We start from the raw sequence: 24,871 nt of genomic DNA, 5'->3' as shown, positions 1-24,871 counted from the left end.
CCTTTTTTGTTATCATATTAATAATGTTTTGGCTCTTCTCTTTTTATTCCTAGGCCAAATTGCTCAGGCGCATCAGCAGGAGGTGGTAAATTATCTCTAGAGCCGTCTGCTTCAGCCAAATTTTTCTGTATTGCTGCTCCAGGCTTATAGAACATATGAGCAAATTTTGACCAATAAACTCCACCAAATAAAACTAAATTTGAAACTACAAACAATGCAAAAAATAAGAATGACAAACCAACTTGACCATTAAATTGAGTATAAGACCAAGCTAGTCCAAAAGTTGAACATGCTAATAATGCTAGAACAAACAAATCAGCTTTAATAATTCTATACCAAGGGTGTGCTTCGGCAGAAACATCTACTCTTAAAAAAAACCAAAACCAAAATCCACCAACACATGTAAGTATTGCACCTACATGCCATAGCATTGACCATAATGTAGAAGAAGTTTTATCTGCACCTGTATAACAAAACACTAACATTGCTGAAGCAATCCAAAAGATTATAGTTCCATACATACCAAGAACATGTGCTAATCTTCTTTTTCCAAAACCTAATTCTGATGTTGTTCCAATGTCATAAACAGTAGTCTTAGCAATAATTTTTGCCTTCTCAGCAGCTCCAACCTCTCTTGTTGCCTGCAATTTTGCTTTTTTTGCATTGTTAAAGAAATAAGTTAAATTTTTGTGGTGTATCATCTGAATAATTGTTCCAAAAGTAATTAAAAGAACCATTGCAATTATAAAACCTTGCATAACAACAGTAGGAACTGTCTCAGATAATAACGAAAATGGATTTGTTTCAAGCATTTTACCCTTATGTTAAATTATTTTTAAATAATTTTAAAGTTTTCTAATCTAGTTAGCTCATCATATCAACAAAAACTATTGATAAATTTGTCTTTAATAGCAATTAAAAAATATTTACTTTTTTTTGTAATATTGTTTTTTTGGGATCACAGACCTGACTCCTCCTTGAGGATTCTCTATATCACCTTCTCTTCTAGGAATTAGATGAATGTGACAATGCATAATTGATTGGCCTGCAGATTTTCCTGCATTTGCGCCTATATTAAAACCTTTAACACTAGGGTTTTGTTTTAAAATTTTTTCTTTAGTTTTTAAAATTAAATCATTACATGCCTGGATTTCTTCTTTAGTAAGCTCAAAGTATGTCTCTACATGTCTTTTGGGAAAGATAAGACTATGAAATTCCGAGACTGGATAGGTATCTATGGATGAGTAAGCCAATTGGTTTTCAAACTGAAGCTCTTCTTTTCTGATTTTGAAAAATATACAAGGGTAGTTTGGATCTTTCATATTTAAACAAGAGAATTATATATTTTATTTAACTTAGTGTAGCAATTATTCTTTCTTCTCTTCCATTTAAGATCTTTTATTTTTGATACTGATGTTACTCCTTTGCCAGATCCGATTAGTATTATTTCATCATAATCATTAATTGATTTAATAGAAATGTCTTTAAAATTAATTTTTATTTTCTTGCTTAGAAATTTAAGTGTGTTTCCAAAATAACAATTTTTTTTAGGTGAAAAAATTTTTTCATTTTTCACAAAAACTAAATTTGAAGTACCAGTTTCTAAAATTTTATCATTTGCGACTAGGGCAATATCAAATTTTGTTGAATCAACTTTGCTTAATTTTGCTAATATTTTTTTATAATAGAGATTTTTATAATTTGGTTCTACACGTTTATATTTAAATAATAAAAGATTAAAATTACTTTTTGGTTTTGGTCTTTTTCTAATTGAGACTGATATCAGTTTTTTATTTAACGCTATACGAAATAAATTATCTGAACCTTTGTATAGAGAATTTTTGTTAATTAAATCTTTAATAATGTTTTTTAAATTGTTTTTTCTTATTCCATATTTTTTTGTAGATTTTATTAAGTTCTCTAAATGCGGTTTTAAAAGTATTAACTTAGGAGGTTTTCCAACCATTCGCATTGTAGTGAATACACCTCTAGTTCCCCAGAGATCTTTGAAAGTAACTTCTTTAAGATTACTAAGCTGATAAGATTTTTTTAATAAGAGTGTTGCCATTTTCTGTTAAAAAAGATTCTGGATGAAATTGAAATCCATATATTTTGTTTTGATTATCCTCAAGGCCCATTGGTATTTTTGTTTTACTACATCTCATAGTTATTTTAATTGAATTCGACTTAAATGGCTCCATTAATTTTAATGAATGATATCTTCCAACTTTAAACTGTTGATTATTTCTAAAGATTTTACTTTGATTATTTGTTTTAATTTTAGATTGAAATCCATGATAAATTTTTTTTTGTTGTATTATTTTGCCTCCTTCATTATGCAAAATCATTTGATAACCAAGACAAATACCAATAATTTTTTTCCTTCCTTTGTATTTTTTATAAATTTTTGAAGTATTAGGGTAATCCTTTGGTGATCCAGGTCCTGGTGATAAAACGATCACATCACTGTTATCAAGTAATTTGTTATTTAACTCGTAATAATTTGAGCAAAATACTTTATCAAATTTTGCAAATTGATGAACAACATTCCAAGTAAAAGAGTCTTGATGATCTATAATGTAAATCATTTAAATAACTCCAATAAGGATTTTGCTTTAATATAATTTTCATTAAATTCTTTCTTGGGTGAACTATCTAATACTACTCCAGATGCAGCAGAGATCTCTGATTGATTTTTGTAATTTAATATAGATCTAATTATAATATTAAACTTCATGTCTTGATTAAATTTAATAAACCCAAAACTTCCTGTAAAAATATTTCTACTTTCTTTTTCTTGATTATTTAGTAGTTCTAATGTTCTAATTTTAGGGCAACCAATTACGGATCCTCCAGGCATCATAGCTTTGATGATATCAATCAATTTTGTATTTTTATTTATTATCCCACCTATTGAAGTCACATAATGGAAAAGATGCTTATATTCTTCAACGTATTTTTTTTTAAGTATTTTAACACTTCCAGGCTTACAAATTTTTGATAAATCACTTCTTTCCATATCAACTATCATGTTGTGTTCTTTTGTTTCTTTCTCATTATTTTTGAAATATTTAAGAGCTATATTTTTATTTGATAATAATTTTTTCTTAAAAGTTCCAGCTATTGGTTTTGTTATAATTTTGTTTTTTTTCTTATCAATTAATGTTTCGGGTGAGCAACTTACTATAGAATAATCCTTGTCTTTTATCATAAATGACTCTGGGGACGCATTAACACGCATCAATTTCCAAAAAAAATTAACAGGATTAATTAACGATTTATTCTTATATTTTGTGCAAATTTTAATTTGATAAGTCTCGCCTTCTCTTATTTTTTTTGAAAATAATTCAAATATTTTTTTATATTTTGCATATGAAATATTAATCTTAAAAGGACTTAATATTTGAGTTTTATTGAATTGGTAGTTAAAAGTATGTTTTTTTATATTAGATACAACTTTAATATCTTTTCTAATTTTAATTATAGTCTCAGGTTTATAAAAAATTCCTTTATAAAAGTTTATCCTTTTTTTATTTTTTAAATTAATACCAATCAAATTACATAAAATTTCATAACCAAAAAATCCAAGATATAAATCTGTTTCTTTGTTATATTTTTTTTTCTCTAACGAATTAAGAAATTTATGTATATTTTTTTTTGTTAAAATGATCTTTTTTGAAAAATCTGTATAAATATTATAGCCATCTTCTACTTTATAGATAATTAAAGGTTTATCTGATTGATACAGATCCTCTAAATAAGGGTTAAATTTAAACTTATGCTGGCTGAGTTCTTTCAATTGCTTTCTCTACTATAGGTAAATGTATCAGACCTGCAAAAATTGATAATGCGATAGATCCGTACCATGCATAGTCAAAATTTCCATTTAATTCATAAAATACACCACCTAGATACGCTCCTAGGAAAGAACCAATTTGATGGCTTACAAAAACTATTCCATATAAAAGTCCAACATATTTTGTACCAAATATATGTGCAACAATTCCATTTGTTGGAGGAACTGTGGATAGCCATAAAAAACCAAAAGTAACTCCAAAAACTACAGAATTAAATATACTTGGTGGTAAGAAAATAAAATAGATAATTGAAACGCCTCTTAAAAGATATATTGCACTTAATATTTTTTTCTTACTGTACCTCGTTGCTAAATAACCACTTGTAATAGTGCCGGCCATATTAAACACTCCTATCAAAGCTAAAACCATTGCAGGTGTCCAATCAGGCAAACCTTTATCTACCATATAGGTAGGAATGTGTGTTGCTACTAGAGCAATATGCCAACCACAAACAAAAAAACCTAAAGTGAGATAAATAAAACTTTTATTTGCAAATGCCTCTTTTAGAGCCTCTCTTACTGTTTGATTATTATCTTGATTAACTCCCACAGGTATTTTAGGAGTACTTACAAACAAAGCTACCACTAATCCTAATCCTAAAAGAAGAGAAAAATATAAAAGAGTATTCTCCCAGCCTGTTTCAACTAAGGAATATCTTACAAGTAAAGGTGATACAAAATATCCAAATGAACCTGCACATGTAACAATTCCTGTTGCAATAGTTCTATTAGATGCTGGAAAATGTTTAGCTACTACTGATACTGGGATACCAATTGCAGTAGAACCTAAGCCAATTCCAATCATCACTCCTATGGTTAAAGTAAAATAACCTCCGGTATTATAGCCAGAATAAAAAAGCAAAACCCCAACTAAATAAAAAACAAAGCCAATAAATATTGCAACCGCTCCTCCGTATTTATCAGTAATTACACCAAACAGCGGACTGAATACTCCCCAAAGTAATAACTGCAATCCCATAACAAAACCAAAATGAGAAATGGAAATATCTAAATCTGTATTAAAATCAAAATAAAATAAACCAAATGTCTGTCTTATTCCTAAGGAAATAATTACAACAATAGAAGCAGCAATTAAAGTGATTAGTGCTTTTTTGTTAATAATAAAACTTTCTGAACTCATTTTATAAATTTTAATGCTTGTTTTATATCATTTATTATGTCTTTAGTATCTTCAAGTCCAATATGCATCCTTATTATATGTTCATCCTTATTTACATGTGTAAATTGTCTCTTACCTAGTGCTTGATGTGTTTGATAAAGTGCTAAGCTTTCGAAACCTCCCCAACTAAATCCATACCCAAAAAGTTTTAAAGAATTAACAAATTTTAACACTGAGTTTTTATTTTTTGATTTTATTTTAAATCCTAATAAACCCGATGCTCCAGAATAATATTTTTTCCATAATTTATAATTTTGACTACTTTTTTTATATGGATAAAAAACTTTAATTATTTTTTTCTGTTTTGATAAAAACTTGGAGACTTTAAGTGCATTTTCCTGATGTTTTTCCAATCTTACATCTAAAGTTCGAATACCTCTTAGAATTAAATACGCATCATCAGGACCTAGTCTTAACCCAGAAACTTTACTTGTTGCTTCGACTAATTTAAAAACTCTTTTACTTATAGCTAAACTTCCACCCATTACATCTGAGTGACCAGAATAATATTTTGTTGCAGAGACAATCGACATATCAAAACCTAGCTTTATTGGTTTTAGAAAATAAGGTGTTCCCCAAGTGTTATCTATAGCTGTATAAATTTTATTTTTTTTTGCCAATGCAACTATTTTAGATAAATCTTGAAATTCAAAAGTGTTGCTTCCAGGATTTTCAACAAAAATAAGCTTTGTTTTTTTTGTAATCTTAGTTTTTAAATCATCTAAGTCATTTGGATTATAAAATATTGCTCTGATATTAAATTTTTTAAGGTATGTTTCTGTTAAAAGTCTTGATGGCGAGTAAACTGAGTCTGTAACAAGTATTTCATCATCTGGGTTCACAACGCTTAACACACCAAGAAATATTGCACCAAAACCAGTCGGAGTTAAATAAACCTTATAACATTCTTCAATTTTTTTTAAAATTTGTTGTAAGGCATATGTTGTGGATGTTCCCTGTCGACCATAATCAAAATTTCCACTTACTGGATCTTTCAAATATTTATTCTGAGTTTTTTTAATATCCTGCATAGATTTAAAAATAATAGTAGAAGCTCTAACCACAGGAGGATTTACTGACTGATTATGAAAATCTTTAGCTGTATGTTTCAGGAAAGTCTTGAAGGAATTACCCATAATAAATTTGATATGTTATTAAGACAATGCTATATCCCATGAAAAACGTCAATAAAATTAAAATAGGACTAAATGAGTTACCCAAAGAAACATCGAGGCCGAAGAAAACAAGGGTCTAAAAAAAGAAGAGCTAAAAGAAAAAATAAGAAGAAATAATTCTTCTGCTATTCTTTAATCCAACCACCACCTAGCACTTTGTGGCCAAACTGGTCTTTACGATAAAACACACATGCCTGACCAGGTGAAATACCATCTTCAGGAATTGCTAAATTAACTTTAGCATTATTATTATCTATAAGATCAACTTTTGCCTCTAGTAGACTTCCAGTAGATCTAACTTTAACAAATAAATTTTTATCTAAATCCTCTTTGTTTGTTAATAAATTTATTTTCTTTATAGAAATTGTTTTTTTTCCAAGTTTTTCTTTCGGTCCAACTATTATTTCATTTTTATCGGAATTTATCTTTAACACATAGAGGGCCTCTTTATCTGAAACTTTAATTCCTTTTCTTTGACCAATTGTGAAATTAATAATTCCATCATGAACACCAATTACCTCACCATCTAAATTTTTTATATTTCCTTTCTGAAAGGAGTCTGGTCTGAACTTTTGTATTACTGAAGCATAATCACCATTTGGAACAAAACAGATATCTTGACTATCGGGTTTATCTGCAACGTTTAAATCAAGATTTTTTGCAATTTCTCTGGTTTTGTCTTTTAACATTCCACCTAAGGGAAATCTTAAATAATCTAATTGTTCTCTAGTTGTGTTGAATAAAAAATAACTTTGGTCTCTATTTTCATCTATTGCTCTATACATGTTTGTAGTTTTATTTTCTGTAATACTTTTTACATAATGGCCTGTAATTAACGCATCCGCTTTGAGTTCTTTTGAAACTTCAAATAAATCTTTAAATTTTACAGTTTGATTACACTGAACACATGGAATTGGAGTTTCACCTTTTAAATAGCTCTCAACAAAATTATCTATAACACCTTGTTTAAACTTATCTTGATAATATAAAATTTTATGTTCTATACCTAATTTGTGTGCAACACGTTTAGCATCCATTATATCTTGACCCGAACAACATTGTTTTGATGCTGCTACTTCTCTACCATCGTCATAAAGTTTTAGAGTTATTCCAATTACATTATATCCTTCCTTTTTCATAATTCCTGCAACAGTAGAAGAATCTACTCCACCCGACATTGCAACAACTAAGGTAGTATCTGAAGGTTTTTTGTCTAAACCAATAGAATTTAAATATTTATTCATAAGGTGGTATTTATACTTATTTACAATATAAGTTAAATTAAATGATTTTAGATTATGAACCAGGTGACAAAGTCACTAATCCTCAAAAAAAAGAATGGGGAATTGGGCAAGTGCAATCTATAATTAACGATAAAGTGACAGTTAATTTTGAAAATGCTGGAAAAAAAGTAATTAATGTAAAAAACGTTGAATTAAAAAAACTAGGAAAATGAAGTTGAACTTGAAAGAGATTGTTGAGAATTTAATTGATAATTTTTTAGAGGCTGGAGATTTGGCTATTCAACTAAGAGAAATGGGTTTGGTAAAAAAAATAAAATCAGACAATACACCAGTAAGTAATGGTGATTTGGAAGTAAACAAATTTATATCAAAAAAAATTTCTGAGATTACTCCAAATTTACCTATCATTTCAGAGGAGACCTCTGAAAATAAAGATAATCTAAATTTAAAAGATTTCTGGCTTGTTGATCCTATTGATGGAACTTATGATTATATTAATAATTTAGAAGAGTTTACCATTAACGCTGGTTTAATTATCAATAACAAGCCAGTTGCAGGATTGATAAATGCTCCTGCAAAAAAAAGAATGTTTTACTCTTATGAAAAAGATAATGCTTTTGAGCTTAGAAACAGTAAAAAAATTAACTTAAGCAATTTACCTGCTAAGAAAACAGAAAATTTAAAATTTATTTCATACTCAACTAAAATAAAGCCTGAAATTCAAAAAATTTATGATGATTTAGGAGTAAAAGAAAATATTAGAATGAAAAGTTCTTTGAAATTCTGTGTCGTTGCAGCTGGTGAATATGATGGTTATGTTGCAGAACCTAGGGCATATGAGTGGGATATAGCAGCTGGTCACGCAATTTTAGAACATGCAGGTGGAACTGTAACTGATTTTGAAGGAAACGAAATTTTGTATGGGAAAAAAGATTTAAAAAATCCAAGTATAATTTTAAAAAATAAAAATATTTTATAATGGATGAACAATTAAGAATAATACTAATAATTATTGTATCTGTTTCAATTTTTGGATTGTTAATATTTGTTTTCGTAAAAAATTATATAAGAAATAAAATAAATCAGCTTGTAAAAGAAGAAAATGATAAAAAATTAAAGTAAATTTATTATTTTTAGATATTCATCTTTATCTATATCCATTACCTTTTTTGATGTTTCAAAATCAAAACCATTTCTTGCAAGTAGAGATATATCTTTTTTATAAAATAAAGTTCTATTATCCTCTGCTCTAGCTGGGCCAATTCTTTTCTTTTTACATAATTTTATTGCTGAAAAAAAATCTTGATCAGAATTATCTTCCTTTATTTTATCGACCGTATCCTTAATAAATATCTCGTTAATTCCTTTTCCAATTAAATAATTTCTAATCTTATTAATTGATTTTCCTCTTTGGATCATACTTTTGGCTTTACTTTCAGAATAAAATTGATCATTTATAAATTTGTTTTTTTCAAAATCAGATAAAACAATATCAATCAATTTATTTACATCTTTTTTTCTTACATTTGATGCTGATAGTTTCATGTATTTTTTTAATAAATAAGTTTTGAGTTGTTGTTTTGAAGGAGCATACTTTTCAACATATGCAAAGGCAAAATTACGCATCTCATCAACAGTTACTTGGAGTGTTTTTTTTCTATTTCTTATAGGAATCATTCTTAGATTTAATATAATATATCTTTATGATTGAACAAATTTATACTTATTTCACAATTGATACACTTTATATGTGGATCAACCTTGGAGTTCTACCTTTTTGGTTTATCTTGATAGTGTTTCCGCAATCTCATTTAAGTAGAATTTTTGTTACATCAATTTTTCCTTTTTTCATATTAAGTGGTGTGTATATCTTCATTTTATACAAATCTTATTTAATTGGTTACGATTTTGATGGAAATTTCTCTCTTTACCTAGGTCTAAGCGAGCTATCTAGATTGTTTGAAGACCATTTGTACATAATGTTATTTTGGACTCACTTCATAGCAATAAACTTATTTATTGGTGGCTGGATTGTTAAAGATTCTCAAAAGTTTTCTATTAATAGAGTTTTGATGGCTGTGCCGTTAATTGTAACTTATTTAATTGGTCCATTAGGTTTATTTTTATATTGGATAATTAGAATTTTTTACGCAAAAAGAATTAGTTTATATGAGTAATCATATAGATTTTTATTTCGATATAATTAGTCCTTATGCATATATCGCACACAAAAAAATTCTTAAACATAAAAATATCGTATTTAATTACAAACCAATTTATTTAGGGGGTCTTCATAAGCTAGCTGAAATTGATTCTCCTGCATTTAATAAATATAAATTAAGAAATAATATTAATGATTGCAATTTGGTATCTGAAAAAAATAATATTAAATTCAAATGGAATTCTAATTTTCCAATAAATTCTCTAAATATAATGAGAGGATATATTAGTGTTAGTAAGGACAAGCAAAACGATTACTTAAATTGTTTTTTTGACGCTTATTGGAGAGATGATCAAGACTTATCAAATATCGAAAATTTTTCTAAATTATTAAATACATTAAATATTGATAATGATGAATTTTTTAAATCTATAAAAGAACAATCTGTCAAAGATAAATTGATTAAATTAACTGCTGATGCCTTTCAAAGAGAAGTTTTTGGAACCCCAACCTTTATAGTTAATAATAAAACTTTTTGGGGACAAGATAGACTTGAATATGCTTTAGAAGAGTTAAATAATAATTAAATTATTTTAAAACCACTGTTGCTCATTGCAGCAAATCCACCATCAATATGAGAAATTTTTTCATAGCCCATTTCTTTTAATGATTTTACGGCCAAAGCAGATCTCACGCCTCCTGCACAAAATAAAATAAGCTCTTTATTTTTATCAACCTGTCTATTTTGTATGATTGGACTATTTGGATCTAAATAAACTTCTAGCATGCCTCTTGGAATGTGGTTTGCACCTTCAACTCTACCAGTGTTATCTAATTCATTTATCTCTCTTATATCAATTAAATTACAATTATTACCTTCAAACATTTCATAAGCTTCATTTGCATTAATAGTTTTTATTTCCTGCATTGCTGAATCTACTAAACTTTGAATTGATTTAATTGTCATAATTAATTATTTCTAACTTATGAAAGTTCAAAATAAAACAAGAAAATCTAGTTTATTTAAAAAACTATTTATAAAATTTTGTAGATTTTTTGATTATGAAATTGTCGATCAAGGTAATCTTAGTTTTCCTACGACTAACAAAAAAGGTTCTAAAAACTTATCAAATTTAGGAATACAATCTCTTGTTCTTCCAATGGGGAGAATTAAAATAAAAAGACCAATCAGATCATTGGATATAATTTTAAGGACATGCGCCTCAGTTAATATGCTTACTCAATCAAAGAAAAGAATATTTAAATTAAATAAAGAAGATTATTCTTTAAAAACTTTAAAATCACTTATTAATTCAATCAACAATAATAAAAAAATATTTAAAAATGTAAAAGTTAAACTTACAATAATTGATCATAATTCTGATGATAAGGTTATTGAAAAATTTAAAAAACTTTTAAAAAGACAGTTTTTTAAAAGTGAAATTCTTAATTTAAATATAAATTTTTATAAAAAGAAAATTAAAAAAATTAATCAACAAGGAAATAAAGTTACTAATAATCAAATTTCAAATATGTCAAATATAAATCAATCACTTAATATTGGAAAAAACTGTGATGATTTAGTTTATTTTGTAGAAGATGATTATTTGCATAAGAGAAATGCTATAGAGGAAATGATCCTTTCTTACGAAAGGATTTCTTCACAAGTAGGTAAAGAATTAATTATGTGTCCTGCTGACTATCCATATCTTTATAATAAATTAGAAGACTCTAAAATAATTCTAGGTAATAACTGTCACTGGAGAACTATCGAGGAATCTTTGTGTACTTTTTTAACGAGCAAAAAACTTATTAATAAACATTTTAAAAAATTTGTTAGTGCTTGCGAATTTGAACATTATCCTTTTGAAAAACCATTTCATGATATATATAAAAAAGAACTATGTATTAGTCCAATGCCTGCTTTAGCAGTTCATTTTACTAACATTAATTCAATATATGGTTTATCGCCTTTGATAGATTATGAAAAACTATGGAAAGAAAATAAAATATGACATTAAAAATCAACACTCAAGCACCAAATTTTGAAATTCCTGCAACTTCAGTTGGCAAATATTCTTTAAAAAATTCTATTGGAAAATATTTGGTTTTATATTTTTATCCAAAGGACGATACGCCAGGATGTACTATTGAAACTAATGATTTTAATAAACTACTTTCTAAATTTAAAAAATTAAACTGTGAGGTATATGGCGTTTCAAAAGATAGTTTAAAAAGTCATGAAAAATTTAAAGATAAGTACAAAATTATGTTTGATTTGCTTGCTGATGAAGAAATAAAGGTTCTTAGAAAGTATAAAGTTTGGGGAAAGAAAAAATTTATGGGTCGTGAATTTATGGGAATAGTTAGAACGACTTATTTAATAGATAAAAAAGGTAAAATACTTAAGGTTTGGGACAACGTTAAAGTTAAAGACCATGCAAGAGAAGTCTTAAAAACTCTACAAGATATCGTAAAAAAATAAAAAGACCCCTTATTTCTAAGGGGCCTTTATTTAACTAACTAGAGAGAGAGATTATAGTTAATTCTTTTTATTAGAGGCTCTTCAATGAGATAACGACATGGAGATCGAAGAGCCTCTATATTACATGCAATTAGTCACGTATTGCGTATGCTATTACTCCTGTTTCAGTTACGTCAGTACCTTTGGCCTCAGCCTCTTTACTTAATCTAATTCCAAAAGTAGCTTTCATAGCAGAGAACACGATGTACGATACCACAAATACAAAAATGTTAATTGATAGCACACCAATTAATTGCGCACTAAACGATGCATCAGTGTTTGTTAATGGCACAGCTAATGTTCCCCATATTCCTGCAAACATGTGAGCCGGAATTGCACCTACTACATCGTCAAGTTTGAAACTAAAAAGTAATTTAGTTCCAAATACAACGATTAAACCACCTACAGCTCCTATGAAAATAGCTGCTAAAGGCGATGGTGCTAGTGGTTCAGCTGTTACAGCCACAAGACCACCAATTGCTCCATTTAACATTTGAATAACATCAGTTTTACCAAACATTAATCTTGTAATTATTGCAGCGGCCATTACACCACCAGCAGCAGCAAGATTAGTGTTAATAAAAATACTTGATACTGCAACTGCATCATCAAATGTTCCTATAGCAAGTTGAGATCCACCATTGAATCCAAACCAACCTAACCACAAGATGAAAACACCAACTGTTACTAGCGGAATTGAAGAAGCAGCAAAAGGTCTAAGAGCTTTCGCTTCACCCTTACTACCAAATCTTCCATATCTAGCACCTAACAACATAATACCAGCTAAAGCTGCTGCACCACCTGTTGAGTGAACTAGTGTTGAACCAGCAAAATCAGAGAAGCCTAGTTCTGCTAACCAGCCTCCACCCCATTGCCAACCCATAACGATTGGATAAATAATTCCAGATAAGATAGCTGCAAATAGAAAGAAAGGCCAAAGTTTTACTCTTTCAGCCATTGCACCTGAACAAATTGAAACTGTTGTTGCACAGAAAACCATTTGAAAATACCAATCAGACCCATCGGCATATCCAGTATCAACTGAACTTGCATCTGACCAAGGTGTGAATGTTCCAATATATCCACCTTCAGGTATACCATACGCTAAGTTATATCCAAATAACCAAAACATAATTCCGGCAATTGAGTAAAGACCAATGTTCTTTGCACAAATTACAGAAACACTTTTTGAAGTTACCATACCAGATTCTAGCATTGCAAAACCCGCTGCCATGAACATGACCATGAAACCACACATTAAAAACAATAATGAATTGAATATAGCTTGAACTTCAGCAGAAACTGTTGTCTCTGCCATACCCGCGCTACTCATGTTTAATAAAAATATCAAACAAAGAATCGGTGCGGACATTTTTTTTATAAATTTAGTCATAAGACCTCCACTTGTTAAGAGTTGTTTTATAGTTTTATTAATTTTTAAAACTAACGTTGATTAGGAAAATTTGCTATGCAGTTTTTGCATATAGAAACAGCCCTAAACGTGCTTCTAAAACGTTTAGGGCTGTTGAAAAAAGAATATTATCTGTTGAATACTTCTTTTAAAGCTTTAGCTGGCAAGAATTTTACCTTTTGAGAAGCAGCAATTTGAATCTGCTCACCAGTTCTTGGGTTTCTTCCAACTCTTGCTTTTCTTTTAGCAACTTTGTACGTACCAAACCCGGCAATTTTTACTGAGTCATCACCTTTTAGAGCGTCTAAAATAGTGTTGGTAATTGTATCAAAAGTTCGCTCTGCATCTGCTTTGCTCAAATTTAAAGAGCCAGAAAGCTTAGCAATTAGTTGTTTTTTGTTCATTTTAGCTCCGGTTTTGTTGGTTAATATTTATACTTGTCATAAACGTTGATAAATCAAGCTTTTTTTTAGTGTTTTGTTTTTTTTAACCCACAATATCTTGTAAAAACTCAAATAAACATTGGATTTATTGACTTTTTTAAACTTTTTATATTGTGAATTATCTAAATAAACCTAGGTCTTTTAAATCATTAAATGTTGTGAAAAGCATTAATGATAGCAATAAAAATAAACCGATTCGAAAAAAACCTTCTTGAGTTTTTTGAGATAAAGGTCGGCCTAAAACTTTCTCAAAAGCATAAAACATTAAATGTCCTCCATCCAACATTGGTATTGGAAATAGATTAATAAGTCCCAAACTTATAGAAATATAAGCCATCATACTAATGAAAGCCAACACTCCAAATGTTGCAACTTGTCCAGAAATTTTAGCAATTCTGATGGGTCCTCCCAACTGAGAAGTATCTGCTTTTCCTAAAATCATACCCCCGATGTATTTAAGCGAGGAAACACTAACAAAATAAACTTCATAACCTGCATGATATAAAGCCTGAGCAGGTCCTAATTTAACGTGATTAACTTTGTTATCATAGGCACCAAGCTTAATACCAACCATTCTTTTATTAATCTTGTTTCCCAATCCATCATCACCCTTAACGATATTTGGCTTAATTTTTAAAATTAATTCATCGTAAGAACGCTTAACTTTAAAGTCTATAAAATCACCAGTAGACATAGTGATAAACTTAGAAACCTCCATAATACTTTTAACTTCATTACCGTCTATTTCTAAAATTATATCATCAGTTTTTAGACCTCCTGCCATTGCTGGACTATCTTTTTGAACTTCATTTATGACAGCAGGAGTAAAATCTTTACCTATAAAAGTGTAAATTGAAAAAAATATTACTAAAGCAAGTAAAAAATTAGCTAAAGGACCACCAAATACAATTAAAACTCTCTGGTATAAGGGTTTTAAAATAAATAATTTTTCCCGTTCTTCTTCGTTATATTTTTCTAAAATTTCTTGATGGTCAGCTTGTGAATAAACATTTCTATCTCCAAAAAATTTTACATAGCCACCTAAAGGAATTATGCAAATTTTCCATCTTGTTCCGAATTTATCATTCCAACCAAACAACTCTTTACCAAAACCGATTGAGAAATCTGTAACACCTACTCCATATCTTCTGGCAAAATAGTAGTGTCCATATTCATGTATAAAAACAACCACTAAGATAAGTATTAAAAACGGGACGATATAAGTAAGCACATCTTAAATATATTATTATTTACAATTTACTCAATAAGCTAAAATGCCTTATTATTACTAGATTTTAGATTTTAGTTTAAATTTCGATCATTAATACTGTATAATGTAATCATGCCTACATTTGATGTAATAAGCAAAATAAATTATCAAGAATTTGATAATGCTTTGGCAAATTGCTTAAGAGAAATCAGTAATAGATATGATTTTAAAGGACTTAACATATCTGTAGACCGAAAAGATAGAGCGGTCACTACTAATGCTCCAGATGAATTAAAATTAAAGCAAGTAAATGAATTGTTACAAACCCATTTGGTTAGAAGAAAAGTAGATCCAAGGGTTTTAGAAGTTAAAAGTTCTGAAGGAGCTTCCGGAGGATCAATTAGACAATTAAGCGAATTAAAAGAGGGTATTAGTCAAGAAAATGCTAAAAAAATTATTGCTGATATCAAAAAACTTAAACTTAAAATTCAGATTAAAATACAAGGTAATGAATTGAGGGTAGATGGCAAAAAAAAAGATGATCTTCAAGATGCTATGGCTGCAATCAAAGCAATTGACATAGGGCTTCCCATTGATTTTATTAACTTTAGAGATTAGTTAAACTTTTTGAATTAAAGATGCGGTATTATTTGTCGGTTTATTTACATCTTTTGATACTTCATGAAAAATTAAATTTGGAATTTTCCTTTCTTTCAAAAACGCTGAGCCCTGTAGTTCTAAATTTAAATAACGATTAATATCAGCATGATTTAAAATAACCGGTTGTCGGTGATGAATCTCATTTATATTTTCTTTTGCTTCTTCTGTAATTAAACAAAACTGATCGTTTTCAAATATACCAGCGAAAAACATAGAGTTTGTATCTTCACGAGTAAAATAATATGGAGTTTTTTCTTTTTCTTCTCTTTTCCATTCATAAAAACCATCGGCAACTGCGACACATCGGTTGGTTTTTATTAATCTTTTAAAGGAAACTTTTTCATCAATAGTCTCTAATCTTGCATTAATTAAAGCTTTAAAATTTTTTTCTTTAGCCCATCCTGGTACTAATCCCCATTTTAAATTTTCTAAAGTATTGCCATTTTTATATTTTTTTATTACAGGAAGTTTTTGATATGGATGAGCATTATAGTTTTCGGTATCCTCAACCTGAATTGCAGATTTAACTAGTTTGCTTGTTTTTGTAACTGGATTTTTTACTACGTATCTTCCACACATATATCTAAATTTAAAAAAAATTATGTTTAAACAAAAAAAAAGGACCTTGAGAAATCAAGGTCCTTTTTAAAAATTAGTTTTTAATTAATTAAAAAGTTTTTCCAAACGATAAACTAATTAAAGTTAGCTCAGAGTCAGCTTTAAGTGTTTTACTGTTCGAGTTAGTGTGTTTGATTTCATCAAAATCAGTCACAGTACCTTCCAATCTAATAAAACCACTATCAGTATCATACTGAACACCAGCACCATACATTGAACCATTTAGACCTTTGTCTTGTTCACCATCAGTACTAGCAGTGTCACTATTGGCTGCTGCGTTTGTAGCTTGTCTTGAAATGTCTGTAATTTCTAAACTTGCATCCGCAATACCAGCTTTAACAAAAAATGATAAAGGACCACCTGTGTTAAATGTTGGTTGAACATATGCTGTTAAAAGATTACCAACTGAAATTGTAGCGTCAAAACCATCACCACCATCTAGTTTATCTACCTCCGTACTAAACGGGATTACATCTAAACCTAAAGCTATAGTAAAGTTTCCTGCCTCTATATCTTTTTCAATAAAAAAGGCCGGAATAGCAAAATCAGCGTCATCGTCATGGTTTACAGTTCCACCGGCGTCAGTGGTTGATGTACCCGTCGCTGCCATGTTAGCGCTTGATATTTTAATACCCACTCTGCTATCTGCCTGAGCAGCAAAACATGCGAATACAAATAATATTGCGCTTAATAGTATTTTTTTCATAGTAATTACTTTCTTGTTTTTTCTTTTAATACGTATTGACGGACTCTTACAGGCTGCTTTTGAAAAAAACAAGGCAAAATTGCCTTAAAAACCATTGAAAAATGGTTAATTTTTCAAATTGTTGTAAATTTGCAACATATAATTTAGATCAAATAGAATCGTCTTTTATAAGTTTTTTTATTCTTGAAATCATTATTTCGGCTGATTTCATCGATGGATAAATTTTTTTAGCCTCTTCGTAACTATAAATTGCTTTCTCATAATTTCTTAGTTGAATATTTACTAAACCTTGACCTGCCAAAGCTCCGAAGTGACGCTCTTCTAAAGCTAATACTCTATCTATATCCTCCTGTGATTTTTGAAATTCTCCCAACATATAAAGTACTGTTGCTCTTTTATTCCATGCCTCAGCCCAACTTTGATCAAGATTAATTACTTCAGTAAAAATATCTTTTGCTTTTAGATAGTTTTGATCTCTAACTAATTGTGAACCTTCTTCTAATCTTGCAGTTAGTTTTTCATCTGTTGGATGTGTGCTCCACAAAGACCAAATTTCTTGTTCAATTATTGCGGCTACTTTTGATTTATTTGCTTTTAACTCATTAAACAGTTGGTTGAGCCTGATATCTCTCTCGCTGGCTATAGAATTAAAATGTGAAAATGCGAAAAAAAAAATAACTAAAATTAATTTATTCATAATTTTACATTATCATAAATTGAAGTTAGTGTCTTTGATCTTAAATGTCTTTGTTGTTATTTTTACAACTATAAAAAGAAATATCTTTTTCTTTTTCCTCTTGTTTTATATTGGTTGTGATTTCGTGAATAAGTTCGCCTGTTTTTCTAGTATAGACTGCAGACTCAGAATAATTCCTCTCTTTATCGAACGCTTGAATTAAGAATATATCTTTATTCGAAATTTTAACCTCTAAATCAACTTTATTAAAAAATTCTGATAAATTTTTAACATTTAGAATGTCTGGTGTTTTAGACTCGATTATTAACTTATTAATATCTTTTCTTTTAATTTGATCTTTTGTGAAAGATTGAAAGTTATGGTCTGGATTTTTTAAAATTACTTTTTCAAATTTGCAGTTTAAGTTCAAATCAGAATTTAGTGTAATATTTGTATTTTGAGCTTGAGCAAAACTAAGGCAACACAATAAGCTAAATATTGATAGAAAGATTTTCATTTAATTTATTATATTAATAATACTTTTTTTTATTGTTTCACTTACTTTTATTGTTCCATCTTTGTTGGGATGTATACCGTCCTGTTGATTCAAACTTGGATTAAGTGCCACACCTTCAAGAAGAAATGGGATTAACGCTAAATTATATTTTTTTGATAACTTTGGATAAATAGCATCAAACTCTTTTTTATATTTTTCCCCATGAGTATCTGGTGCATTCATTCCGGCTAAAATTATTTTAATTTTTTTATTCTGAGCAACTTTTATTATTTGTTCTAAATTTTTTTCCGTTTCCTCTGGTTGGATTCCTCTAAGCATATCATTAGCACCTAAACCTAAAATAATTAAATCAATACCTGGCTCTGATAAACTCCAATCAGCTCTATTTAATCCACCTGATGACGTGCTACCAGAGACACTTCCATTAATTACTTTGATATTTAAACCAGCCTGCTTAAGATTGTTTTCTAAAACTATTGATAAATGATGTTCTTTAGGTAATCCATAACCAGCCATCAAACTATCTCCAAATAAAACTACCTTTTCTATTGCACTTGCGTTTATGTGCACTAGAAAGAACATCAAAATTTTTATAAATATATTTTTATTCATGGGTGCTCTTCTTAAATTAAAAAAAATAAATCTCAAATACCAAACTGGTAAAGATACTATCAATGTTTTAAAAAATGTTGATTTAAATATTAAGAAAAAAGAAACTGTTTCAGTAGTTGGAGAAAGTGGCTCGGGAAAAACAAGTTTAATAATGTTAATTGGAGGCTTAGAAAAACCAACCTCTGGTAAAATAATTTTTAATGATCAAGAAATAACGAGCCTTAGTGAAGATGAAGTATCTGAGATAAGAAAGAAAAATATTGGAATAATTTTTCAGTCTTTTTATTTAATTCCGAATTATACATCGGTTGAAAATGTTGCTCTGACACTTGAACTTAATAACTTTAAAAATCCAGAAAAAGATGCAAAAATATTATTAGATCGATTTGGTTTGAAACATCGTTTTAATAATCTTCCAAGTCAATTATCAGGTGGTGAACAACAAAGAGTTGCTATTGCTAGAGCAATTGCGATGAAACCAGAATTAATCTTAGCAGATGAACCAACCGGAAACTTAGATACTGAAAATTCTATTATGATTGCAAATATTTTATTTAAGTACGTCAAAGAAGAAGGTTCGTCTTTAATCATGGTAACTCATGATCCTAAACTTGCTGACAAAGCAAAAAGAAAAATAAAAATTAAAGATGGAAAAATTAAATAATCCTTCAAAATTTAGTTTGATCTTTAAATATGCTTTAAAGGACTTAAGCAGAAATTATCATAAAATTTCCAGTATCATTGTTACACTCTTTATAAGTTTATTTATCTTAAGTGCTATTTTCACAATTGAAGATAGTCTTAAAAAAGAACTAAATGATAATGCCAAAGCACTTTTAGGTGGAGATTTAGAGATTGATTACAATCGTAATCAAGGAAATTTAGATCTAGTTAATAAAGTAAAAGAATTTGCAAATGTTTCTCAAATGATTGAGTTCAGTACTATGCTTTCAACTACTGGCAGAGAAAAAAATAAATCATTATTTACTAGAATTAAAACTGTAGATGAAAAATATCCTCTATATGGAAATGTTGTGTATGAGCCAATTGGTGCTTATGAAAGAATGCAAAAAGAACCTAACACTATCCTTATCAATGAAAGTTTATCAAAAACCCTAAATATTAAAATTAATGAATTAGTAAAAGTCCAAGATCAAAATTTTAAAGTAATTGGAATTATTAAATCAGTACCAGATGTAAGTGGATTTGTTGCATTTGGCGATTGGGCTTTAGCAGGAAAACAAACTTTAGAAATTTTAAAACTAAACGGAATTGGAAGTTTTTTAAACTATGAATACAAAGTAAGGTTTAATGAAAATGATAAGCCAGAAGAAATTGAACAACAAATTGAAGAAATCTTTAAAGACGATCAAAAAGTTAAACTTAGATATCCTGAAAATTCAGCAAGTGGGATAAAGAGAATTATAAATAATTTTTCTCAATTTTTATCTCTTGTATCTATCAGTGCAATGTTGATAGCTGGTATTGGAATAGCAAATACTTTGCTTTCTTTTATTAATCAAAACAACATGTCGATAGCTGTAAGAAAAGCAGTTGGCTTTTATTCAGGCAATATTAAAACACTATATTATCTGCAGTTATTTATACTTTTATTTATCATCACTGTTGTTGCTTATGGATCGAGTTTCTTAATTGTACCAATAGTAGATAAATATTTATCTGATGGATTGGGATTAAATGTTTATCCAGTATTTTCATTGCTCAATTTTTTAAAAATATTTTTTGTAGGCTTATTGGTGCTGGTAATTTTTTCTATTCCAACAATCAGTTCTATTGATCAGGTTAAAGCGTCTAGTTTATTTAGAAACGTATTTAAAAACCTTCAATTTTATTATTCTAAGAGATCAGTTGTTCTAAGTTTTATTTTATTATCTATTTTAATTTTATTATTCACAGTTGGATCTGAACAGCCTTCATATAGTTTGGGTTACTTTGCTGCCTTTTTTGTGTGTTTAATTGTATTTTTCTTACTTTCAAAATTAATTATTTTTTTTCTAAAAAAATTCAAATCTAGTCCAATAATTTCTTTAAAAGTTTCAATTAAAAATATTACCCAAACAAAAAGTATAACTCCCATTACAGTTATGTCTCTTGGCTTAGGGGTTACTTTGTTATTAACATTAGCTTTAGTTGGTACAAATTTTCAAAGAGAAATTGCGAAATCTATTCCTGACATTGCACCTGATTATTTTTTTGTCGGTATTCAAAAAGGTGAAAGAGAGAAATTTGAACAAGGTATTTTAAATATGGATCCAAATGCATCTATAGAAATTGTGCCAATGGTATCCTCTGGAATTGTAAAAATTAATGGTGTGGATCCTAACACTTATATTAAACCAGATAATGACAGTTATTGGGTAATTGGTAGTGAAAGAAGATCTTCCTGGGTAGAAAATATACCTGAAGATAACGCAATTTTAGCTGGTAAATGGTGGGATTTATCAAACCCAGATCAACTTCAAATATCTCTTGATGCAAAAGTTGCTAAAGATTTTAACATTCAGTTAGGTGATATTTTTACTTTAAATGTATATGGACGAGAAATTGAAGGAGAGGTCATTAATTTTAGAGAAGTAGATTATCGAGATTTAAACATCAATTTTGCAATGTTATTTAATCCTCAATTTGCAAAAAATATACCTCATGAATATTTAGCTACTGCAAAATTTAATTCAAATAAATTTGATGAAACTGAAATGCTTGAAATAATGCCGAGTTTATCGATGATAAAAATTGCAGATTATTTATCTAAAGTTACAGCTGTTTTAAATAAAGTATTTATTGCAGTTACTTTAATTTCAGCGGTTACTATTGTAATAGGGTTAATCGTAATTTCGAGCGCAATTATGGTTCAAGGGAAAGTAAAAGAATATCAAAATTTAGTCTTTAAAATCTTAGGTTTTTCAAAAAAACAAATCGTTTTTTCATCATTAATTGAATTCGTTATTATTTTTATTTCTGTAATTTTAATTGCAATATTATTTGCAGTGATTGGTTCAAAATTTATTATAGAAAATATTTTTGAACTAGTTTGGATTTTCGATTTCAAAGTTTTAATTTTTTTAGGATTTTCAATTGGTTTAGTAACTTTAATTTTAATATTGCTAACAAACTTAAAATATCTAAGTCCTAAAGTTTATCCTCTAATAAGGAATCAATAATTAGAATTTAGTAATTTTGCTATCTAAAGAAATTAGATTTAATTCTACTTTTAATTTTGGAAATCTTTTTTTTATTTGTTTTTTAATTTTAGAAAACGAATCTTTATGAATTTTTTTTTCATTAACTGGAGTAAATTCTTTTTTTCCATAAGCTATTTATGCTGCACCACAATCTTTATGATTAATAACAATTAATTTTTCTATTTTATGTAATTTAATAGAGGTTCCTAAATTATCATAAAAAGTTTTATGCCATTGCTTAAATTTATTATGTGTAACCCCAACAGCTGCACCTGCAATTGTAAAAGCGCTGTATTTTCCTATTAATTTTTTTTCAGTAAATGATTGTAGACTATATGTTGAAATCTTGGATCTATACAAGATAATACCATTGCTTTAAATTTTGATTTATTCAATTTAATTCCACTTTAAACATGGCCTCATTTCTTCTATTCATTGGTAGGGTAAATGGACTGTCATATGTTGCTCTAATAGGTGGGCTTATAATAGATATGCTTTTTTTTTGTAACTCTTTTTCTAAAATTTCTTTATGTTTAATAAAATTTCCATCAGACGCTCGACCAGAATACTTCAACACCGCGTAGTATCCTCCTTCAATATTAACTATTTTAACATCTTTCCTGCTAGGATTTGGTGCATTTTCTGAGTTAAATTTAGAGGGTAAATAAAATTGCATAATCATATTTCCATTTTTCTCAACTTGTGTAACTGGAGTTGTCATTTTAATTTTCTCCTGGGTATCATTTCTGCCTGAAATGTAATTAAACAATTTTCTAAAATTACTATCTATTCCAGATGTCATTGTTTCTACCGCTAAACGATCAGAATATTTCCTAATCTCATATATTTCATTTTTAGAGACAACTTCGTAATTTGCTTCTTCGTAAGCCATAACTGCAGAATATGGTAAAATAAATAAAGTACAAAATACTATTAAATAAAATTTAATAATTCTCATTGTTACATAACTTTATATTCAAAATTTTGTGTAGTTTCATTAATTTGAATTAATTTAGCACCATTTCTTTCATGAAAGTTAGTTGCCATTTCTGTTAGTGGTGAAAGGGTTACTAATCTATTTAAATGATTAGATTTTTTTATATTTTTAAAAACTTCTTTTACAATTAATTTTCCCCCACCTTTTTTTTTGGACCACACAGTATAAGCAACAGCTATTTGACCACCTGATTGATCTCTCATAGCAGTTTGTAAAAATGCATCAGTACTTAACTTTTCTAACTCTTCAACACTTTTTGGAATTTCATTTGTATAAGCAAAACACATTACAGCGTGAATTTCTCCTTGATATTCAACACCAAAAATTTTTCTTCCATATCCTGTTCTAAACTTGTTATCTAACTCTGGTCTGACAGGATCTTCATCAGTATTGCATTCTTTAAGCTCAACAAGTTTTGCGCCTTTGACCCACGCAAAAAAATTATCAATATTTTTAGTTAAAACCTGTCTATTTTTTCTTAATCTTGCTTTAATTCTTGGGTTGAATTTTTTCTTCATTTTAATAATTATTTACCATTTATTTTAAAGTTTAAATGCGCAATTAAATCATACCAGATAATCATACAAAAGCTTCGCACTAGTAACAAAAATTAAAGCATATAAAATATTGTAAAATAGTTTCTCTTCAATAATTTTAAGTAATTGATATCCAATCAATATTCCCAATAATGCAACTGGAAACAATGTTGCTGACTGTTTAAAAGACTCTAAGTTTGTCATAGATAAACTAATGTACAAGGGAAGTTTAATTAAATTTACGAAAGTGAAAAAAAATATTCTTGTACCTACATAAATTTCTTTTTTCATTCTAAGCGGGAGTAAATAAAGACTAGTTGGAGTTCCTCCCGCATGTACGCAAAAACTTGTAAATCCTGCCACGACTGAACAAGTACCACCTTTAAAAAAGTTTTTTTCTGACCTTTTTTCTTTATTTTTTTTAAAAAAAAAGTAATGACCAGCAAACAAGAAGCCCATAACTCCAATAATAAATTTTAATAATTCCTCTGAAAAATATGAAAAAGTTAATGATCCAAAAAATATCCCGATTGCTGCAAATGGAACCATTAATTTTAAAGTTCCTATGTCAAATTCCTTTCTATATTTATAAACAGCAATAAAATCTGAAAATATTAAAATTGGTAAAATAATTCCTAACGCTTGGTTTAATGGCATCACTATTGTCATTAAAGGAACAGAAATTAAAGTCATGGAACCACCTAGACCTGATTTTGCAATTCCATATAAAATAATTGCAGGAACAACCGTTAAGAAAAATAAAAAGTTTATTTCCATCTATTTAATGATTTTAATAATTTCAATCCTAAAGGGCTTATTGGTTCTTGAAGTATTATTTCTTTTCCAGTTTTTTCTTTTACTAATTCTAATAATTTGGTTGCTAATCCTTTTTTTCTAAAAATTGGATTAACAAAAATATATTCTACCTCTCCTATCTCATTAAATCTAACAAAGCCTATTGTTGTATTTTCATTTTTAAAGGTAAAAACTCCATCCGTTTCCTTTATTTCAAAATTTGAAACATCAAGAATGTTCATAAATACTAGTAATTAAGGAGCAAAAGAATTACTGCTATTGCAGCAATTATGGAGCTAACAACAATATAATTAAGCTTAATATTGAATTTTTTTTCTACAAATTCG

The 24,871-nt window shown here is 28.4% G+C and carries 33 protein-coding genes; 10 read left to right on the top strand and 23 right to left on the bottom strand.

Annotation, left to right across the window (positions count from 1 at the left end; translation table 11 throughout):
• Positions 1-17: 17 nt before the first annotated feature.
• The 8 genes from ACTT9L_RS01255 to mnmA all read right to left on the bottom strand — a co-directional run bounded on the left by ACTT9L_RS01255 (position 18) and on the right by mnmA (position 7,455).
• Positions 18-812, bottom strand: a complete 795-nt coding sequence (locus ACTT9L_RS01255; protein ID WP_440927565.1) for an adenylyl-sulfate reductase — start codon at positions 810-812, stop codon at positions 18-20.
• A 114-nt stretch (positions 813-926) separates the two neighbouring features.
• Positions 927-1,322 (bottom strand): HIT family protein, encoded by a 396-nt coding sequence (locus ACTT9L_RS01250; protein ID WP_440927564.1) that lies wholly within the window; start codon positions 1,320-1,322, stop codon positions 927-929.
• A gap of 2 nt (positions 1,323-1,324) precedes the next feature.
• A complete protein-coding gene (locus tag ACTT9L_RS01245) occupies positions 1,325-2,068 on the bottom strand; it encodes an aminotransferase class IV (RefSeq protein WP_440927563.1) in 744 nt (247 codons plus the stop codon).
• On the bottom strand, positions 2,031-2,588 hold the full coding sequence (locus ACTT9L_RS01240) for an aminodeoxychorismate/anthranilate synthase component II (protein ID WP_440927562.1): 558 nt from the start codon (positions 2,586-2,588) through the stop codon (positions 2,031-2,033). Before ACTT9L_RS01240 ends, ACTT9L_RS01245 begins: the two co-directional genes overlap by 38 nt.
• Positions 2,585-3,799, bottom strand: coding sequence for a chorismate-binding protein (locus ACTT9L_RS01235; protein ID WP_440927561.1), 1,215 nt, complete (start codon positions 3,797-3,799; stop codon positions 2,585-2,587). Before ACTT9L_RS01235 ends, ACTT9L_RS01240 begins: the two co-directional genes overlap by 4 nt.
• A complete protein-coding gene (locus ACTT9L_RS01230) occupies positions 3,777-4,997 on the bottom strand; it encodes an MFS transporter (RefSeq protein ID WP_440927560.1) in 1,221 nt (406 codons plus the stop codon). The genes ACTT9L_RS01235 and ACTT9L_RS01230 overlap by 23 nt, the downstream gene beginning before the upstream one ends.
• Positions 4,994-6,172 carry a trans-sulfuration enzyme family protein gene (locus ACTT9L_RS01225; RefSeq protein WP_440927559.1) on the bottom strand — a complete coding sequence of 393 codons (1,179 nt, stop codon included), beginning with the start codon at positions 6,170-6,172 and terminating at the stop codon, positions 4,994-4,996. Before ACTT9L_RS01225 ends, ACTT9L_RS01230 begins: the two co-directional genes overlap by 4 nt.
• Positions 6,173-6,336: 164 nt before the next feature.
• Positions 6,337-7,455, bottom strand: coding sequence for a tRNA 2-thiouridine(34) synthase MnmA (mnmA, locus tag ACTT9L_RS01220; RefSeq protein WP_440927558.1), 1,119 nt, complete (start codon positions 7,453-7,455; stop codon positions 6,337-6,339).
• 41 nt (positions 7,456-7,496) lie between these two features.
• Between mnmA and ACTT9L_RS01215 the strand changes: the two genes are divergently transcribed.
• From ACTT9L_RS01215 to ACTT9L_RS01205, 3 genes are read left to right on the top strand one after another with little or no spacing between them, the layout of a single operon-like run.
• Positions 7,497-7,667, top strand: a complete 171-nt coding sequence (locus tag ACTT9L_RS01215) for a DUF3553 domain-containing protein (protein WP_440927557.1) — start codon at positions 7,497-7,499, stop codon at positions 7,665-7,667.
• Positions 7,664-8,434 carry a 3'(2'),5'-bisphosphate nucleotidase CysQ family protein gene (locus ACTT9L_RS01210; protein WP_440927556.1) on the top strand — a complete coding sequence of 257 codons (771 nt, stop codon included), beginning with the start codon at positions 7,664-7,666 and terminating at the stop codon, positions 8,432-8,434. Before ACTT9L_RS01215 ends, ACTT9L_RS01210 begins: the two co-directional genes overlap by 4 nt.
• Positions 8,434-8,577 carry a hypothetical protein gene (locus ACTT9L_RS01205; RefSeq protein WP_440927555.1) on the top strand — a complete coding sequence of 48 codons (144 nt, stop codon included), beginning with the start codon at positions 8,434-8,436 and terminating at the stop codon, positions 8,575-8,577. The genes ACTT9L_RS01210 and ACTT9L_RS01205 overlap by 1 nt, the downstream gene beginning before the upstream one ends.
• On the opposite strand, the gene ACTT9L_RS01200 is transcribed toward ACTT9L_RS01205, so the two are convergent.
• Positions 8,569-9,132, bottom strand: a complete 564-nt coding sequence (locus ACTT9L_RS01200) for a regulatory protein RecX (RefSeq protein WP_440927554.1) — start codon at positions 9,130-9,132, stop codon at positions 8,569-8,571. The genes ACTT9L_RS01205 and ACTT9L_RS01200 overlap by 9 nt on opposite strands.
• A gap of 26 nt (positions 9,133-9,158) precedes the next feature.
• Between ACTT9L_RS01200 and ACTT9L_RS01195 the strand changes: the two genes are divergently transcribed.
• Positions 9,159-9,632 carry an ABA4-like family protein gene (locus tag ACTT9L_RS01195; protein ID WP_440927553.1) on the top strand — a complete coding sequence of 158 codons (474 nt, stop codon included), beginning with the start codon at positions 9,159-9,161 and terminating at the stop codon, positions 9,630-9,632.
• Positions 9,625-10,203, top strand: coding sequence for a 2-hydroxychromene-2-carboxylate isomerase (locus ACTT9L_RS01190; protein ID WP_440927552.1), 579 nt, complete (start codon positions 9,625-9,627; stop codon positions 10,201-10,203). The genes ACTT9L_RS01195 and ACTT9L_RS01190 overlap by 8 nt, the downstream gene beginning before the upstream one ends.
• On the opposite strand, the gene ACTT9L_RS01185 is transcribed toward ACTT9L_RS01190, so the two are convergent.
• Positions 10,200-10,583 carry a rhodanese-like domain-containing protein gene (locus tag ACTT9L_RS01185; RefSeq protein WP_440927551.1) on the bottom strand — a complete coding sequence of 128 codons (384 nt, stop codon included), beginning with the start codon at positions 10,581-10,583 and terminating at the stop codon, positions 10,200-10,202. The two genes, ACTT9L_RS01190 and ACTT9L_RS01185, sit on opposite strands and share 4 nt — an antisense overlap.
• A gap of 19 nt (positions 10,584-10,602) precedes the next feature.
• Here ACTT9L_RS01185 and ACTT9L_RS01180 point away from each other — a divergent pair, with 19 nt between their 5' ends.
• On the top strand, positions 10,603-11,631 hold the full coding sequence (locus ACTT9L_RS01180) for a glycosyltransferase family 2 protein (protein ID WP_440927550.1): 1,029 nt from the start codon (positions 10,603-10,605) through the stop codon (positions 11,629-11,631).
• Positions 11,628-12,101, top strand: a complete 474-nt coding sequence (locus ACTT9L_RS01175; RefSeq protein ID WP_440927549.1) for a peroxiredoxin — start codon at positions 11,628-11,630, stop codon at positions 12,099-12,101. Before ACTT9L_RS01180 ends, ACTT9L_RS01175 begins: the two co-directional genes overlap by 4 nt.
• 130 nt (positions 12,102-12,231) lie before the next feature.
• Here ACTT9L_RS01175 and ACTT9L_RS01170 read toward each other — a convergent pair whose 3' ends face one another.
• From ACTT9L_RS01170 to rseP, 3 genes are all read right to left on the bottom strand, one after another.
• Complete coding sequence (locus ACTT9L_RS01170; RefSeq protein WP_440927548.1) at positions 12,232-13,533, bottom strand: ammonium transporter; 1,302 nt, start codon at positions 13,531-13,533, stop codon at positions 12,232-12,234.
• A gap of 146 nt (positions 13,534-13,679) precedes the next feature.
• On the bottom strand, positions 13,680-13,955 hold the full coding sequence (locus ACTT9L_RS01165; protein WP_023853992.1) for an HU family DNA-binding protein: 276 nt from the start codon (positions 13,953-13,955) through the stop codon (positions 13,680-13,682).
• A 157-nt stretch (positions 13,956-14,112) separates the two neighbouring features.
• Positions 14,113-15,225: an RIP metalloprotease RseP gene (gene rseP / locus ACTT9L_RS01160; protein ID WP_440927547.1), complete on the bottom strand. Its 1,113-nt coding sequence runs from the start codon at positions 15,223-15,225 to the stop codon at positions 14,113-14,115.
• A gap of 111 nt (positions 15,226-15,336) precedes the next feature.
• Between rseP and ACTT9L_RS01155 the strand changes: the two genes are divergently transcribed.
• Positions 15,337-15,822, top strand: coding sequence for a YajQ family cyclic di-GMP-binding protein (locus tag ACTT9L_RS01155; RefSeq protein WP_440927546.1), 486 nt, complete (start codon positions 15,337-15,339; stop codon positions 15,820-15,822).
• Here the strand turns inward: ACTT9L_RS01155 and ACTT9L_RS01150 are convergent, their stop codons facing one another.
• The 5 genes from ACTT9L_RS01150 to ACTT9L_RS01130 form a co-directional block, all read right to left on the bottom strand.
• On the bottom strand, positions 15,823-16,443 hold the full coding sequence (locus tag ACTT9L_RS01150) for an SOS response-associated peptidase (protein ID WP_440927545.1): 621 nt from the start codon (positions 16,441-16,443) through the stop codon (positions 15,823-15,825).
• A gap of 88 nt (positions 16,444-16,531) precedes the next feature.
• Positions 16,532-17,188 carry an outer membrane protein gene (locus ACTT9L_RS01145; protein WP_440927544.1) on the bottom strand — a complete coding sequence of 219 codons (657 nt, stop codon included), beginning with the start codon at positions 17,186-17,188 and terminating at the stop codon, positions 16,532-16,534.
• 148 nt (positions 17,189-17,336) lie between these two features.
• Positions 17,337-17,885, bottom strand: coding sequence for a tetratricopeptide repeat protein (locus tag ACTT9L_RS01140; protein WP_440927543.1), 549 nt, complete (start codon positions 17,883-17,885; stop codon positions 17,337-17,339).
• A 40-nt stretch (positions 17,886-17,925) separates the two neighbouring features.
• Complete coding sequence (locus tag ACTT9L_RS01135) at positions 17,926-18,381, bottom strand: hypothetical protein (protein WP_440927542.1); 456 nt, start codon at positions 18,379-18,381, stop codon at positions 17,926-17,928.
• Complete coding sequence (locus tag ACTT9L_RS01130; protein WP_440927541.1) at positions 18,382-18,993, bottom strand: arylesterase; 612 nt, start codon at positions 18,991-18,993, stop codon at positions 18,382-18,384. It lies immediately after the preceding gene.
• On the opposite strand from ACTT9L_RS01130, the gene ACTT9L_RS01125 reads away from it, so the two are divergent.
• Both ACTT9L_RS01125 and ACTT9L_RS01120 read left to right on the top strand, forming a co-directional pair.
• Complete coding sequence (locus ACTT9L_RS01125; RefSeq protein ID WP_440927540.1) at positions 18,992-19,657, top strand: ABC transporter ATP-binding protein; 666 nt, start codon at positions 18,992-18,994, stop codon at positions 19,655-19,657. The genes ACTT9L_RS01130 and ACTT9L_RS01125 overlap by 2 nt on opposite strands.
• A complete protein-coding gene (locus ACTT9L_RS01120; protein ID WP_440927539.1) occupies positions 19,641-22,175 on the top strand; it encodes an ABC transporter permease in 2,535 nt (844 codons plus the stop codon). The genes ACTT9L_RS01125 and ACTT9L_RS01120 overlap by 17 nt, the downstream gene beginning before the upstream one ends.
• A 156-nt stretch (positions 22,176-22,331) precedes the next feature.
• Here ACTT9L_RS01120 and ACTT9L_RS01115 read toward each other — a convergent pair whose 3' ends face one another.
• Genes ACTT9L_RS01115 through ACTT9L_RS01095 form a run of 5 tightly spaced genes read right to left on the bottom strand, consistent with a single transcriptional unit; the run spans position 22,332 to position 24,766 of the window.
• On the bottom strand, positions 22,332-22,556 hold the full coding sequence (locus ACTT9L_RS01115) for a hypothetical protein (RefSeq protein ID WP_440927538.1): 225 nt from the start codon (positions 22,554-22,556) through the stop codon (positions 22,332-22,334).
• A gap of 31 nt (positions 22,557-22,587) precedes the next feature.
• Positions 22,588-23,154, bottom strand: a complete 567-nt coding sequence (locus ACTT9L_RS01110) for an SOUL family heme-binding protein (RefSeq protein ID WP_440927537.1) — start codon at positions 23,152-23,154, stop codon at positions 22,588-22,590.
• Positions 23,155-23,156: 2 nt separating this feature from the next.
• Positions 23,157-23,711 carry a hypothetical protein gene (locus ACTT9L_RS01105; protein ID WP_440925404.1) on the bottom strand — a complete coding sequence of 185 codons (555 nt, stop codon included), beginning with the start codon at positions 23,709-23,711 and terminating at the stop codon, positions 23,157-23,159.
• A 48-nt stretch (positions 23,712-23,759) separates the two neighbouring features.
• A complete protein-coding gene (locus ACTT9L_RS01100) occupies positions 23,760-24,506 on the bottom strand; it encodes a sulfite exporter TauE/SafE family protein (RefSeq protein ID WP_440927536.1) in 747 nt (248 codons plus the stop codon).
• Positions 24,497-24,766: a GNAT family N-acetyltransferase gene (locus ACTT9L_RS01095; RefSeq protein ID WP_440927535.1), complete on the bottom strand. Its 270-nt coding sequence runs from the start codon at positions 24,764-24,766 to the stop codon at positions 24,497-24,499. Before ACTT9L_RS01095 ends, ACTT9L_RS01100 begins: the two co-directional genes overlap by 10 nt.
• Positions 24,767-24,871: the final 105 nt, after the last annotated feature.

The sequence above is a fragment of the Candidatus Pelagibacter sp. genome, from assembly GCF_052049675.1.
Lineage (GTDB): Bacteria > Pseudomonadota > Alphaproteobacteria > Pelagibacterales > Pelagibacteraceae > Pelagibacter.
This window is presented reverse-complemented; position numbering and strand designations above follow the sequence as displayed.

Coding starts and splice junctions, on each gene's coding strand:
- ACTT9L_RS01255 (WP_440927565.1), bottom strand. CDS start 812: ATGCTTGAAACAAATCCATTTTCGTTATTATCTGAGACAGTTCCTACT.
- ACTT9L_RS01250 (WP_440927564.1), bottom strand. CDS start 1,322: ATGAAAGATCCAAACTACCCTTGTATATTTTTCAAAATCAGAAAAGAA.
- ACTT9L_RS01245 (WP_440927563.1), bottom strand. CDS start 2,068: ATGGCAACACTCTTATTAAAAAAATCTTATCAGCTTAGTAATCTTAAA.
- ACTT9L_RS01240 (WP_440927562.1), bottom strand. CDS start 2,588: ATGATTTACATTATAGATCATCAAGACTCTTTTACTTGGAATGTTGTT.
- ACTT9L_RS01230 (WP_440927560.1), bottom strand. CDS start 4,997: ATGAGTTCAGAAAGTTTTATTATTAACAAAAAAGCACTAATCACTTTA.
- ACTT9L_RS01225 (WP_440927559.1), bottom strand. CDS start 6,172: ATGGGTAATTCCTTCAAGACTTTCCTGAAACATACAGCTAAAGATTTT.
- mnmA (WP_440927558.1), bottom strand. CDS start 7,455: ATGAATAAATATTTAAATTCTATTGGTTTAGACAAAAAACCTTCAGAT.
- ACTT9L_RS01215 (WP_440927557.1), top strand. CDS start 7,497: ATGATTTTAGATTATGAACCAGGTGACAAAGTCACTAATCCTCAAAAA.
- ACTT9L_RS01210 (WP_440927556.1), top strand. CDS start 7,664: ATGAAGTTGAACTTGAAAGAGATTGTTGAGAATTTAATTGATAATTTT.
- ACTT9L_RS01205 (WP_440927555.1), top strand. CDS start 8,434: ATGGATGAACAATTAAGAATAATACTAATAATTATTGTATCTGTTTCA.
- ACTT9L_RS01200 (WP_440927554.1), bottom strand. CDS start 9,132: ATGATTCCTATAAGAAATAGAAAAAAAACACTCCAAGTAACTGTTGAT.
- ACTT9L_RS01195 (WP_440927553.1), top strand. CDS start 9,159: ATGATTGAACAAATTTATACTTATTTCACAATTGATACACTTTATATG.
- ACTT9L_RS01190 (WP_440927552.1), top strand. CDS start 9,625: ATGAGTAATCATATAGATTTTTATTTCGATATAATTAGTCCTTATGCA.
- ACTT9L_RS01185 (WP_440927551.1), bottom strand. CDS start 10,583: ATGACAATTAAATCAATTCAAAGTTTAGTAGATTCAGCAATGCAGGAA.
- ACTT9L_RS01180 (WP_440927550.1), top strand. CDS start 10,603: ATGAAAGTTCAAAATAAAACAAGAAAATCTAGTTTATTTAAAAAACTA.
- ACTT9L_RS01175 (WP_440927549.1), top strand. CDS start 11,628: ATGACATTAAAAATCAACACTCAAGCACCAAATTTTGAAATTCCTGCA.
- ACTT9L_RS01170 (WP_440927548.1), bottom strand. CDS start 13,533: ATGACTAAATTTATAAAAAAAATGTCCGCACCGATTCTTTGTTTGATA.
- ACTT9L_RS01165 (WP_023853992.1), bottom strand. CDS start 13,955: ATGAACAAAAAACAACTAATTGCTAAGCTTTCTGGCTCTTTAAATTTG.
- ACTT9L_RS01155 (WP_440927546.1), top strand. CDS start 15,337: ATGCCTACATTTGATGTAATAAGCAAAATAAATTATCAAGAATTTGAT.
- ACTT9L_RS01150 (WP_440927545.1), bottom strand. CDS start 16,443: ATGTGTGGAAGATACGTAGTAAAAAATCCAGTTACAAAAACAAGCAAA.
- ACTT9L_RS01145 (WP_440927544.1), bottom strand. CDS start 17,188: ATGAAAAAAATACTATTAAGCGCAATATTATTTGTATTCGCATGTTTT.
- ACTT9L_RS01140 (WP_440927543.1), bottom strand. CDS start 17,885: ATGAATAAATTAATTTTAGTTATTTTTTTTTTCGCATTTTCACATTTT.
- ACTT9L_RS01135 (WP_440927542.1), bottom strand. CDS start 18,381: ATGAAAATCTTTCTATCAATATTTAGCTTATTGTGTTGCCTTAGTTTT.
- ACTT9L_RS01125 (WP_440927540.1), top strand. CDS start 18,992: ATGGGTGCTCTTCTTAAATTAAAAAAAATAAATCTCAAATACCAAACT.
- ACTT9L_RS01130 (WP_440927541.1), bottom strand. CDS start 18,993: ATGAATAAAAATATATTTATAAAAATTTTGATGTTCTTTCTAGTGCAC.
- ACTT9L_RS01120 (WP_440927539.1), top strand. CDS start 19,641: ATGGAAAAATTAAATAATCCTTCAAAATTTAGTTTGATCTTTAAATAT.
- ACTT9L_RS01110 (WP_440927537.1), bottom strand. CDS start 23,154: ATGAGAATTATTAAATTTTATTTAATAGTATTTTGTACTTTATTTATT.
- ACTT9L_RS01105 (WP_440925404.1), bottom strand. CDS start 23,711: ATGAAGAAAAAATTCAACCCAAGAATTAAAGCAAGATTAAGAAAAAAT.
- ACTT9L_RS01100 (WP_440927536.1), bottom strand. CDS start 24,506: ATGGAAATAAACTTTTTATTTTTCTTAACGGTTGTTCCTGCAATTATT.
- ACTT9L_RS01095 (WP_440927535.1), bottom strand. CDS start 24,766: ATGAACATTCTTGATGTTTCAAATTTTGAAATAAAGGAAACGGATGGA.